The sequence below is a fragment of the Streptomyces africanus genome (assembly GCF_030816955.1).
Classification (GTDB): Bacteria; Actinomycetota; Actinomycetes; order Streptomycetales; family Streptomycetaceae; genus Streptomyces; species Streptomyces africanus.
Genome location: NZ_JAUSYP010000001.1, coordinates 3,655,092 through 3,667,635, shown reverse-complemented (window position 1 = coordinate 3,667,635; position 12,544 = coordinate 3,655,092). Strand labels below are relative to the sequence as shown.

The 12,544-nt window shown below is 72.0% G+C and carries 10 protein-coding genes; 5 read left to right on the top strand and 5 right to left on the bottom strand.

From position 1 onward, the window contains the following. Positions 1-21: 21 nt before the first annotated feature. The gene (locus tag QF034_RS16815; RefSeq protein WP_307175744.1) at positions 22-1,002 is read right to left on the bottom strand and encodes a helix-turn-helix transcriptional regulator; all 981 of its coding nucleotides are present in this window, start codon (positions 1,000-1,002) and stop codon (positions 22-24) included. 62 nt (positions 1,003-1,064) lie between these two features. On the opposite strand from QF034_RS16815, the gene QF034_RS16810 reads away from it, so the two are divergent. The 5 genes from QF034_RS16810 to QF034_RS16790 all read left to right on the top strand — a co-directional run bounded on the left by QF034_RS16810 (position 1,065) and on the right by QF034_RS16790 (position 7,768). Further along, positions 1,065-2,570 (top strand): MFS transporter, encoded by a 1,506-nt coding sequence (locus tag QF034_RS16810; RefSeq protein WP_307175743.1) that lies wholly within the window; start codon positions 1,065-1,067, stop codon positions 2,568-2,570. A gap of 172 nt (positions 2,571-2,742) precedes the next feature. Further along, a complete protein-coding gene (locus QF034_RS16805; protein WP_307175742.1) occupies positions 2,743-3,504 on the top strand; it encodes a DeoR/GlpR family DNA-binding transcription regulator in 762 nt (253 codons plus the stop codon). After that, positions 3,501-4,448, top strand: coding sequence for a 1-phosphofructokinase (gene pfkB / locus QF034_RS16800; RefSeq protein ID WP_307175741.1), 948 nt, complete (start codon positions 3,501-3,503; stop codon positions 4,446-4,448). Before QF034_RS16805 ends, pfkB begins: the two co-directional genes overlap by 4 nt. 189 nt (positions 4,449-4,637) lie before the next feature. Next, positions 4,638-6,698: a PTS fructose transporter subunit IIABC gene (locus QF034_RS16795; protein WP_307175740.1), complete on the top strand. Its 2,061-nt coding sequence runs from the start codon at positions 4,638-4,640 to the stop codon at positions 6,696-6,698. Between the two features lie 392 nt (positions 6,699-7,090). Further along, positions 7,091-7,768, top strand: a complete 678-nt coding sequence (locus QF034_RS16790) for a hypothetical protein (protein ID WP_307175739.1) — start codon at positions 7,091-7,093, stop codon at positions 7,766-7,768. Positions 7,769-7,788: 20 nt separating this feature from the next. Here the strand turns inward: QF034_RS16790 and QF034_RS16785 are convergent, their stop codons facing one another. The 4 genes from QF034_RS16785 to QF034_RS16770 form a co-directional block, all read right to left on the bottom strand. Next, positions 7,789-8,535 carry a DUF6227 family protein gene (locus tag QF034_RS16785; protein WP_307175738.1) on the bottom strand — a complete coding sequence of 249 codons (747 nt, stop codon included), beginning with the start codon at positions 8,533-8,535 and terminating at the stop codon, positions 7,789-7,791. Between the two features lie 178 nt (positions 8,536-8,713). After that, entirely contained in the window at positions 8,714-9,931 is a 1,218-nt protein-coding gene (locus tag QF034_RS16780) for a L,D-transpeptidase (RefSeq protein WP_307175737.1), read from the bottom strand. 166 nt (positions 9,932-10,097) lie between these two features. Continuing rightward, positions 10,098-11,138: a P1 family peptidase gene (locus QF034_RS16775; protein ID WP_307175736.1), complete on the bottom strand. Its 1,041-nt coding sequence runs from the start codon at positions 11,136-11,138 to the stop codon at positions 10,098-10,100. Positions 11,139-11,261: 123 nt separating this feature from the next. After that, entirely contained in the window at positions 11,262-12,521 is a 1,260-nt protein-coding gene (locus QF034_RS16770; RefSeq protein ID WP_307175735.1) for a low temperature requirement protein A, read from the bottom strand. Between the last annotated feature and the right edge of the window lie 23 nt (positions 12,522-12,544).

The window sequence follows — 12,544 nt, the reverse complement described above, 5'->3', positions numbered from 1 at the left end:
CGCCCCCCGGCAACGGGCGCGTCAGGTCATGATCCGTCCCCCCTCGCCCGCCCTGCTCAACCGCGCCCCCAACTCCCTCACGGCCGTCACGAGTTCCTCCGGCGCGTGCACCACGAAGTCGCACTCCAGCATCGCCAGCCGGAACGCCACCCACTGCACGGCGTCCCCGACGGACCCGCGCAGCCGGCAGCTGCCGTCGTCCAGCGGCTCGGGCGTGCCGAGCCACTTCGGCAGCCGGGCGGCGACGAAGTCGGCCGGCGCGGCGAACGTGACCTCGACGTCGTAGGACTCCTGCTGCCGTTGCATCGACTGCCGCAGGTACTCCGCCGCGTTCCCCGTCGGCAGCTCGCGCGGCGTGAACCGCGCCCCCGTGGCGAACGGTTCGCTCACGCGGTCGACGCGGAACGTGCGCCAGTCGTCCCGGTCGATGTCGTACGCCACCAGGTACCAGCGGCGGCCCGTGGACACCAGCCGGTACGGCTCCGTCAGGCGCCGCGACTCGGTGCCGTCGGCCGCCCGGTAGGCGAACCGCAGCCGCTCGTGCCCGGCCGCCGTGGAGGCCATGACGGTCAGGGTCTCCGGCGCGATGCTCGGCCCGTCCCCGCTGGTCAGGGGAGTGGTCGCGGCCTGGAGCGTGGTCACGCGGTGGCGCAGCCGGCCCGGCAGCACCTGCTCCAGCTTGGCCAGCGCCCGTACCGACGCCTCGTCCAGGCCCTCCACCGCGTGCCCCGCCCCGGCGCGCAGGCCGACCGCGATGGCCACGGCCTCCTCGTCGTCGAGCACGAGCGGCGGCATGGCCTTGCCGGCGACCAGCCGGTAGCCGCCGTCGGCGCCCTTGGTCGCCTGCACGGGATAGCCCAGGTCGCGCAGCCGGTCGATGTCCCGCCGGACCGTGCGGCGGGAGACCCCGAGCCGGTCGGCGAGCTCGCCGCCGGGCCACTCGCGGGGCGTCTGGAGGAGGGAGAGGAGCGTCAGCAGCCGGGCCGGTGTGTCCGTCGTCATACCGACGAGGATGCCGCACCAGTAGGACACGATCTGACCTAATGGCCCTCTACCTTCTGGGCATGACCTCCACCGAGACCCCTCTCAGCACCGCGGGCGGGACCGACCGCCGCCGCTGGTTCGCCCTCGCGATCGTGATGACCGCGGCCTTCATGGACCTCGTCGACGTGACGATCGTCAACATCGCCATCCCGTCGATCCAGCGGGAATCGGGCGCGTCCTTCAGCCAGATCCAGTGGATCACCGCCGGATACGCCCTCGCGTTCGCCGCCGGGCTGATCACCGGCGGACGGCTCGGCGACATCCACGGCCGCAAGCGGATCTTCCTCGTCGGCATCGGCGGCTTCACCCTCGCCTCCGCGCTGTGCGGCCTCGCGGTGAACCCGGAGATGCTGGTCGCGTCCCGTTTCCTGCAGGGCGGCATGGCGGCGCTGATGGTGCCGCAGGTGCTGTCGATCGTGCACGCGACCTTCCCGGCGCACGAGCGGGGCAAGGTGTTCGGCCTGTTCGGCGCGGTCGTCGGGCTCGGGGCCGTGTCCGGTCCGCTGCTCGGCGCGCTGCTGACCGAGTGGAACCTGTTCGGGTGGGAGTGGCGCTCGATCTTCCTGATCAACCTGCCCGTCGGGATCGCGGGTCTGATCCTCGGCAGCCGCTTCATCACCGAGTCCAAGGCGCCCCGGGCCCTGAAGCTGGACCTGGTGGGTGTCGCGCTCGTGACGCTGGGGCTGCTGATGCTGCTCTACCCGCTCATCCGCGGCCGCGAGCTGGGCTGGCCGCTGTGGGGGTACGTCTCGATGACCGGCGCGCTCGTCGTCCTCGCGTCGCTGGTGGCGTACGAGCGGCGCAAGAGCGCACGGGACGGCTCCCCGCTGGTCGAGCTGTCGCTGTTCAAGGTCAAGAGCTTCGCGGCCGGGATCGCCGTGCAGACCGTCTTCGGGGTCGCGCTCGGCGTCTTCTTCCTGGTCTGGACGCTGTACATGCAGGTCGGGCTGGGCTGGAGCGCGCTGAAGGCCGGGCTGACCGGGGTGCCGTTCTCGATCGCCGTGTCCGTGGCCGCCGGGATGTCGGTGCAGCAGCTGGTCCCGCGCTTCGGGCGCAAGGTGCTCCAGGCGGGCGCGCTGGTGATGGCGGCCGGGGTACTGCTCTACCTCTGGGAGTCCGGGCACTACGGCCTCGGCATCGCGCCCTGGCAGATGGCGCTGCCGCTGGTCGTGATGGGCGTGGGCATGGGTCTGATCGTCGCCCCGCTGACCGACGCGATCCTCTCCGAGGTGCCGCGTGAGCACTCCGGGTCGGCGTCCGGCCTGCTCAACACCGTGCAGCAGATGGGCAACGCGCTGGGGCTGGGCCTGGTGTCGGTCGTCTTCTTCGGCACGATGGGCGACCGGCTGCGCCCGGACCAGGTGGGCCCGGCCTTCGCGGACGCCTTCCGGAACTCGCTGGGCTGGGTGGCAGGGGTGCTGGGTGTGATCTTCGTGCTGATGTTCGCCCTGCCGAAGCGGCCGGCGCAGCACGTCGAGGGGGAGCAGGCGGCGACGGAGCGGAAGGAACCGGTACTGGTCTCCTGACCACGCGTGTTCCCTCCTCTGCTCCGTCGTGGGAGAGCGGGCTCGGCACATGGGTGCCGAGCCCGTTTCCAAGATCATGCCCGATTGAGTCCGAACCTGTTTACTTCGCGGAAATCTCGGCGTAGCCTCCCGCTGAAACCACACGTTCGGGCATGGGCGGAGGCGAACAGACATGTACGCACCGGAGCGGCAGCAGGAGATCCTCCGGCTCGCCCGTGACGGCGGCCGAGTGGATGTCGTGTCGCTGGCCGAGGAGTTCCAGGTGACGGCGGAGACGATCCGCCGGGACCTGAAGGCCCTCGACCGCGCCGGACTGGTCCGCCGTGTGCACGGCGGGGCCATCCCGGCCGGGCGGCTCGACTTCGAGCCGGACCTCGCCGAGCGCGAGACCACGGCCCCCGACGAAAAGGACCGCATCGCCAAGGCGGCCCTCGCGGAACTGCCGAGCGAGGGCACGATGATCCTGGACGCCGGTACGACGGTGGCGAAGATGGCCGCCGCCCTCCCGCTGGAGTCCGCCCTCACCGTCGTCACGCACAGCCTTCCCATCGCGGCCCGCCTCGCCGACCACCCCGGCATCCAGCTCCACCTCGTCGGGGGGCGCGTACGACACCGTACGCGCGCCGCCGTGGACGCCTGGGCGCTGCGCGCGTACGGCGAGATCCGGGCCGACGTGCTGTTCGTGGCCGCCAACGGCTTCTCCGCCGAACACGGTCTGACCACCCCCGACCTCGCCGAGGCCGCCGTGAAGCGCGCGGCCGTGGCCGCCGCCCGCCGCGTGGTGCTGCTCGCCGACTCCTCCAAGCACGGCCAGGAGCACTTCGCCCGCTTCGGCGACCTGAGCGATGTGGACCTGCTGATCACCGACAGCGGGCTGAGCCCCGAAGACGCCGTCGCGATCGAGCGCGGCGGCACGGAAGTAGTGCGCGCATGATCCTCACCGTCACCCCCAACCCTTCCCTGGACCGCACCTACGAGGTGCCGTCCCTCGACCGCGGCGAGGTCATCCGCGCCACCGGCGAGCGGATGGACCCGGGCGGCAAGGGCGTGAACGTCTCCCGCGCGGTCGCGGCGGCCGGTCAGCGCACGGTGGCGGTCCTGCCCCTGGGCGGTGCGCCCGGCGCGCTCGTCGCCGACCTGCTCGACACGCAGGGCATCGAGGTCGCCCCCGTCCCGGTCGCCGGGGCCACCCGCTCCAACATCGCCCTCGCCGAAGCCGACGGCGTCCTGACGAAGATCAACGCACCGGGCCCGGAACTGTCCGACGCCGAGCGGGAACTGCTCCTGGAGACCGTATGGCAGCAGTCCCGCGACGCCGCCTGGATCGCCTGCTGCGGCAGCCTCCCGCGCGGCCTCGCCCCCTCCTGGTACGCCGACCTGGTCGCCCGCGCACACGCCGCCGGTGCCCGGATCGCCCTGGACACCTCCGGGCCCGCGCTGCTCGCGGCCCTGCGCGAGCGGCCCGACGTGGTCAAGCCCAACGCCGAGGAACTCGCGGGGGCCGTCGGCCGCCCCCTCGCCACCGTCGGCGACGCCGTGAAGGCGGCCGAGGAGCTGCGCGCGATGGGCGCCCGGGCCGTCCTCGCGAGCCTCGGCGCCGACGGACAACTGCTGGTCTCCGAGGAGGGCGCCTGGTTCGGCAGCGCTCGCGTGGCCGCCGTACGCAGCAACGTGGGCGCCGGCGACTCCTCCCTCGCCGGTTTCCTGATCGCCGGCGGCAGCGGCCCCGACGCCCTCGCCTCCGCGGTCGCCCACGGCGCGGCGGCCGTCCAGCTGCCCGGCAGTGTCATGCCCAAGCCCGGCGACCTGGACCCGGCCGCGGTGACGGTCACGGCCCGGATCCCGGCGGACCGTGCGCTGAGGGAGCCGGTGTCATGACGTACGCCGAGCTGCGTGAACCGGCCCGTGACCGGCGAGATGCCCGAGACCGGCGAGACGCCCCGTTAGCCGAGGCCGGTACGCCCACCTCTGTCACCCCCCACCCCATCCCCGTCACCCCCCACCGCACCCCCGTCCCCTCCCCGCCCACCCGACTGACCGGGCGATACGCGTGCTAAGGAGCCCGCGATGAGCGACATGATCACCGCGGACCTGGTCGATCTCGACCTGTCCGCCGACACCAAGGAAGCGGCGGCGCGTGCCCTCGCCGAGCGCATGGTGGCCCTGGGCCGGGTGACCGACCTGGACGGCTTCCTCGCCGACGTGGCCGCCCGCGAGGCCCAGATGCCGACCGGCCTCGACGGCGGCATCGGCATCCCGCACTGCCGCAGCGAGCACGTCACCGAGCCGACGCTCGCCTTCGGGCGCAGCGCCGACGGCATCGACTTCGGCGCGGCCGACGGCCCCGCCGACCTGATCTTCCTGATCGCCGCGCCGGCCGGCGCCGACGACGCCCATCTGACGATCCTGTCGTCGCTGGCCCGGCAGCTGATGAACACGGAGTTCACCGACGCCCTGCGCGCGGTGGGCGACGCGACGGCCGCCGCCGCGCTGATCCGCGGCGACGAGCCCGGCGAGCCTGCCGAGGCCGGCTCCGAAGACCCCGTGGCGTCGGCGGGAGCGGCCTCTCCCGCCGCCGCCACGGTCACCGACGACACCGACAGCGCCGACGAGACCGCCGATGCGGCGGAGCGCCCGTTCCGCATCGTCGCCGTCACCTCCTGTCCCACCGGCATCGCCCACACCTACATGGCGGCCGAGTCGCTGGAGAACGCCGGCCGTGAGGCGGGCGTCGAGGTCACCGTCGAGCCCCAGGGCTCGGCCGGCTTCACCCGGGTCGACCCGTCGGTCATCGCCGCGGCGGACGCCGTGATCTTCGCCCACGACGTGCCCGTACGGGAGAAGGAACGCTTCGCCGGCAAGCCGACCGTCGACGTCGGTGTGAAGGCGGGCATCAACCGCCCCGCGGAACTCATCGCCGAGGTCCGCGAGAAGGCCGCCCGCGGCGAGATCACCTCCGGGTCCGCCCCGGCCACTCCGGTGGAGCGCTCCGGCGACGCCGGCGAGGGCTACGGCACCAAGCTGCGCAAGTGGCTGATGTCCGGCGTCAGTTACATGGTGCCGTTCGTCGCGGCGGGCGGTCTGCTGATCGCCCTCGGCTTCGCGATCGGCGGCTACAAGGTCGACAAGGCCCCGTCGGTGATGGACCACTTCATGTGGGCGCAGGCCGACAGCTGGGCGGCCCTGCTCTTCCAGATCGGCGGCGTCGCCTTCGGCTTCCTCGTCCCGGTCCTGGCGGGCTACATCGCCTACGGCATGGCCGACCGGCCCGGTCTCGTCCCCGGCTTCGTCGGCGGCTCGATCGCCCTGACCATCAACGCCGGCTTCCTCGGCGGTCTCGCGGCCGGTCTGATCGCCGGTGGCGTGGTCATCGCGATCCAGAAGGTGAACATCCCGGCGGCCCTGCGCGGCATCATGCCGGTGGTGGTGATCCCGCTGATCTCCTCGGCGATCGTCGGGTTCCTGATGTTCGTCGTCATCGGCAAGCCCATCGCCGAGGCCCAGAAGGGCATGACGGACTGGCTGAACGGCCTGTCCGGCAGCAACGCCATCCTGCTCGGCGCCCTCCTCGGCCTGATGATGTGCTTCGACCTCGGCGGTCCCGTCAACAAGGTCGCCTACACCTTCGCCACGGCCGGTATCGCGGTGTCCAACCCCAGCGACTCCGCGATGAAGATCATGGCGGCGGTCATGGCGGCCGGCATGGTGCCTCCGCTGGCGATGGCCCTCGCCACGACCGTGCGCGGCAAGCTCTTCACGCACACCGAGCGCGAGAACGGCAAGGCCGCCTGGGTGCTCGGCGCCTCCTTCATCTCCGAGGGCGCGATCCCGTTCGCCGCGGCCGACCCGCTGCGTGTCATCCCGGCCTCGATGGCGGGCGGCGCGATCACCGGCGCCCTGTCGATGGCATTCGACACCACCCTGCGCGCCCCGCACGGCGGCATCTTCGTGGTCCCGCTGATCGGCAACCCGCTGCTCTACCTGGTCGCCATCGCCGCGGGTGTCTGCGTCACCACGGCCCTGGTGGTCGTCCTGAAGGGCATGCGCAAGCCGGCCCCGGGCGCCGCACCGGGCTCCGGCGAGGCCGCGGCCCAGTCGGCGGAGGCGAAGCAGCCGGTGGCGGCGTGAGCCCCCACGCCTGAGGGCAGGCCCTGAGTTCGCCCCCTTTCGGGGCGTGTGAACCGTTCACGGCACCTGCGAGATAGATCACGAAAATCACGGCCCGGGACCGAAGTCCCGGGCCGTGGTGTCTACTGGGGCGCATGCCCGAGCACGTCTCCCGATGGCCCGAAGGCCACCCTCTCCCCGCCCTCCCGCAACAGCGGCAGACGGGTCCCCGGTCGGAGTCCGTGGAACTGACCCCCGAGGAGAGAGACGCTTTCGCGGAGCTGGCACGCCAACTCGGAGACAGAGCGGCCTGAGGGCCGTCCGGCGGTCATGCCGCCTCCTCGCTCGGCCCTCCCGCGTCTCCGGTTGCCATGCCCTGGGCCGGGGCTCACAGTCGTGCTGAGGTGAGGCGTATGTGGGCTCGTCGATGCGCGGCGGCCGCCGTGAGCGTGTCCCTGCTGGGTGCTGTGTCCGCCTGCGGCGGTGGATCCGCGGCGGGCACCGCCTCGTCGCCCGCCGCCCGGGCCACGGTGTCGGAGTCGGCCTCGCCCGTCGTGTACAGGAGCAAGGCGTTCGCCGTGCCCCTCACGGTCACCGTCCCCGCCTCGCTCGGTGCGCGCCCCGACTCGGACACCCGTACCTTCCTGACCTGGGACACGTCGGAGAGCGACAAGGTCAGGTTCCTGCTGCCGGTGGTCGTGTACCCGCCGGGGAAGGACGACCCGGTCAAGCCGCCCGGGAGCTACCAGGACTACCTGGCCCGCCTTCGCGGGCTGGCCGACTACCACGCGAAGTGGCGGAACACGGCCGAGACCACCGTCGACGGGCACCCGGCGACCCTGATGACCGCCACCACCGACTGGTCGCTCAACGGCACCCTCGGCTGCCCCAAGGCCGACGGAGACGCCCACGACGACTGTTACGGACTACAGCCCGAGTACGCGCTCCGCGTGGCCGTCATCGACATCGGCAAGCGCACCCCCCTGGTGTCCTGGACCACCGTGAACACCGATCAGCAGCGGGACACCTCGGCCGCGTTCACCCGCTACGAGGCGATGCTGCGCAGCCTGAAGTTCTCGGACACCCTCTAGGACAACTGCCGCCGCATCAGCTAGGACAGCTGCGCCGCCCGCCGCTCCATCGCCTCGCGTGCCGCGTCCTCGCTGGCGTACACCTCGCACATGTGCCGCCCGTCCGGCGTCGCCGTGTGCTCCACCTCCCAGAGGGAGACCTCCGCGCCGTCGCGCAGCAGGAACGCGTGCTCGTAGAGCGAGTAGCCCAGGCCCGCCCGGCCCGCGCGGCACGGGCGGCCGAAGGCCTGGGTGATCTGGTGACCGGACGCCGTGGCCAGCAGGGCCGCCGTATCCGCCCCCGGCCGGTCCGCGTTCTCCGCGCGGCGCAGTAAACGCCGCGCGTGGTCCGCAGAGTCGACCCCGGCGTACGCATGCCGGGGCGCGGGGACCGGGGACAGCTGCACCGCCACCGGCAGCTCGAAGTCGGTCGTGTCCGGGGGCAGCGGCAGGCGCGTGGTGGCGGCGCGCAGCTCCTCCTCGTCGACGTACACCTCGTGCTGCGGCTCGCTGCCCGGCGCCGTGTTGTGGACGAGCTCCCACAGCGTGAGCGCGGAACCGTCGGCGAGCAGCCAGGTGTGCCGGTACGTCTCCCGGTGCAGGCCCGCGCTGTGGTGCGCGGAGTGCAGCGAACCGTCGTGCGCCAGCGCGCAGTCCAGCCGCCTTATCGTCTCGTCCGGCAGCTCGAAGGAGTTCAGGGCGCGGCCGAGGAGTCGCGCGAGGTGCTCCTCCGGAGACTCGGGCGAGTCGTGGGGTTCGTACGCTGCCGTCTCGTACGGAACGCTCAAGGTTTCTCCCGGCGTTGCTGCATGTCACCTTGTGGGTGCATACCGTAGCCCCTCCATCGGACATCATGTCCGGGAACCGAGAAAACGTACGTCAGGGAAAACGCACGGGCCGCGCGAAAAGTTCCCGCGCGGCCCGGTCGGTCCGTCAAAACCCCAGTGTGGGCGGTCGTTCAGCCGCTCACGCGTCGCTGCCCGCGACCCACTGGCTCCAGTCCAAGTTCCAGCCGTTGAGCCCGTTGTCCGGCGCCACCGTCTTGTCGGGCGAGTTCTTGACGACCACCACGTCACCGATGAGCGAGTTGTCGTAGAACCACTTGGCGGGCGTGCTGCCCCCGGCGCCCTGGACGTCCGCCAGGCCGACGCAGCCGTGGCTGGTGCCTTGGCGGCCGAAGGGCGGGTTGCCCTTGTTGTACCAGTAGTTGCCGTGGATGAACGTGCCGGACGTCGTCAGGCGCATCGCGTGCGGCACGTCCGGGATGTCGTACTCCCCGCCGAGCCCGACCGTCCGACTGTTCATCCGGGTCTGCACGAACTTCTCGGAGATCACCATCTGCCCGTTGTACGTGGTGTGTTCCGGGCTGCCCGCCGAGATCGGGACCGTCTTGACGGTCTTGCCGTCCCGCACGACCGTCATGGTCTGCGTGTTGACGTCGACTGTGGAGACCTGCGAGCGGCCGACGGTGAAGGTGACCGTCTTCTTCTGCACGCCGTAGACGCCGTTCGTGCCCTCGACCCCGTCCAGGTCGATCTTCATCGTGACCTTGGAACCGGCCTTCCAGTACTCCTCGGGCCGGAAGTCGAGCCGCTGCGAGCCGAACCAGTGCCCGACGACCTGCTGCCCGCTGCTGGACGTGACCGTGATGTGCGACTGCACGTCCTTGCGGTTCGTGATCGCCTTGTCGAAGGTGAACGACACCGGCATGCCCACGCCGACCGTGGAGCCGTTGTCCGGCGTGTACGTCCCGATGAAGCTGTTCGCCGAGGTGACGGTCGTGAAGATGGAGTTCGCTGCGGCCGTACGGCCGTTCGTGTCCTTCGCGGTCGCCGATATCTGGTACTTCGTGCCGCGCTCCAGCTGCTCCTTCGGCTTCCAGGCCTTGCCGTCGGAGGAGATCGAGCCCGGTACGGCCTGACCGCTGCCCGCCACCGTCATCTTCACGTCGGTCAGCTTGCCGTCGCTGACCTTCACGCCGGTCTTGTTGATGGAGGCGCCGGTCGAACCGTCCTTCGCCGAGATGGCGATCTTCGCGACGGACGTCTTCGCCGAGTCGCTGCCACCCTTGGCGTCGTCCTTGGCGTTGGCGCTGCCACCGCAGGCGGTGAGCGTCAGGGCGCCGACCATCAGGGCGGCACATGCCCCCAGTTTGCGCCGCGCTGCAATGTCCGGCGTTGTCACGGGCTGCTCCCAGTTCGTGTGATGTGCGTGGTCCGCTCCAGTACGTGAGAGAAGAGGGGCCGGGCGGCCGGTCGGGTTCCGTCCGACCGCCATGAGCGACATCACCGTTACAGGGCCGGGACAATGTCCGGCGTCGCTGTGGAACCGCTGTGCGGTGTCCGTCCGCTCAGCGGCCCCCGTACAACTCCCCGTACGACGGCCACGCCCCGCCCGGACCGTCGACCGGCTCCGCGGCGCGCACGGCCCGTACGATCGCCCGGGTCACGACGTCCGCGCCCGCCGCGAGGATCTCGTTGAGGGCGAGCGGATTCGCGGCGTCCAGGGTCCGCTCTGCGGTCGCCAGCGCGAACACCGTGTCCCCGTCGTTGAGAAGGTGCACCGGCCGCACCGCGCGGGCGATGCCGTCGTGTGCCGTACCTGCCAGCTTCTGCGCCTGCGCCTTCGACAGGTCCGCGTCCGTGGCGACCACTGCCAGCGTGGTGTTGAGCGGCGGAGGCGCGCTCCTCGCGGCCGTCTCGGCGAGGTGCCTTCGGGCTGCCTCGTGCACCGTCGCCTCCGGGTACTCCACCCGCCCCTGGAACAACTCCCCGTACAGCACCCCCGTCTCCGGATCCAGCACCGACCCCGCCGCGTTGGCCACCACCAGCGCGGCCACCGTGATCCCCGAGCCGAGCACGGTGCTCGCGCCGCCGACGCCGCCCTTCACGACCCCGACCACCGCCCCCGTACCGGCGCCCACACACCCCTCGGGCACCGGCGCGCCGGGCTCGCTCGCCGCGGCCGCCTCGACCGCCGCACGGCCGGTGGCCGCGTCCGGCCGGGCCCGGAAGTCGCCGCCGCGCCCCAGATCGAAGACACAGGCGGCGGGCACCACCGGCACGACATGCGCCGGGTCCGCCCCGACCCGGATGCCACGTCCCCGTTCCTCCAGCCAGGCCATCACCCCCGAAGCCGCGTCGAGCCCGTACGCGCTGCCGCCGGTCAGGACGACCGCCTCGATCTTCCGCACCACGTTGCGCGGGTCCAGCGCGTCCGTCTCCTTGGTGCCGGGACCACCGCCCCGCACGTCCACGGCGGCCACCGCCCCGCCCTCCGGGGCGAGCACCACCGTGGTGCCGGTGAGCCAGCCGTCGCCGGCGCGTGTCGCGTGCCCCACCCGCAGGCCGGAGACATCCGTCAGAGCGTCCACCAGAGCGTCAACTGTCATGCCGCCCAGTCTCGTCCAGACCTCGGCCCGTGCGGGCGTACGCAGCCGGGTGGCCCCCGTCGGGCGCACCCAGCCCGGCCGACTGTGCCGTCAGCCTCCCGGCCCGAAGGGAGGGACGCCCCGTCACCCGGCCGGCGCCCCCTGCCCGTCGGCCCGGGCGGTCCGGGCGGCCCTGCGCAGGGCCAGGGTCTCTCCCGCCACCACCGACAGCGTGCAGACCAGACCCGCCGCGAGCACCGCCCAGTCGTCGAGGAACGTGCAGCAGATCACCAGCAGTGCCGTCGTCGGCAGCACCAGCTGCTGGGCGATGCCCGTCTTGAAGTGGCGCGAGTGCAGGGCCCACAAGGTCAGCAGGTACAGGGCCGTCGGCAGGGTCACGGCGGCCGACGCCGCCAGCGTGGAGATGTGCGCCTTGCCGACCGTCTGCTCCACCGCCACCTCCAGCCCGGCGCCGATCGCTGCCGCCGAGGCGAAGACCAGATAGTGGCCGTAGCCCCACAGGAACGCCTGCCGGTTGGACCGCAGATGGTCGTGGATGGGGACCACGAAGTAGACCCACCACGCTGCGAAGATGATCAGCAGCCCGCCCGCCGCGATGGGGAGGAGCTCGCCCAGGGCGTCGTTCTCGTCGATGCCCGACTTCACGGCGACCGTGGCCGCGGCGATCGTCTCGCCGAGCACGATGATGGTGAACAGCCCGTACCGCTCTGCGATATGGCGCGGATGCCAGGACGTGGGACGGCCCTTCTCCGCCCACGGCGGCACGCACATCTCCAGCAGCGCCATCACCAGGAACCACCAGGTCCTGGCACCCTCGGGCAGGAACAGCAGCCCCAGCCAGCCGACCTGGCACGCCAGCAGACCACCGGCGTAGCGCAGAGCCGTCGTCCGCTCCGGGCCCTCGGCGGAGCGGGCCGCCCGCAGCCACTGGGCCGCCATGGCGAGCCGCATGATCACGTAGCCCAGCCAGACCACGAAGAACTCGTGCTCCCCGAACGCCCGGGAGACCCCCGCCGCGAGGACCAGCACACCGGCGATCTGCACCAGCGTGACGACCCGGTAGAGCACGTCGTCGTTGTCGTACGCCGAGGCGAACCACGTGAAGTTCATCCACGCCCACCACAGGGCGAAGAACACCATCGCGTAGTCGAGGATCCCCTCGCCCGCATGCCCCTCGGCGACGGAGTGCACCAGCTGGATGCCCGCCTGGGCCACCGCGACGACGAAGCACAGGTCGAAGAAGAGCTCCAGTGGCGAGGCCGCCCGGTGCGCCTCGCCGCGGCCCCGGGCCGTGAGCCTGCGCAGCGGCCCCCGGACGCCGGGTCCGCCGGAGGGGCCGGACGCTGGGGAGGGGACGGGTGGGGGAGCGGGGCTGGACGTCATGGTTCCCAGCACAACAGAAGCAG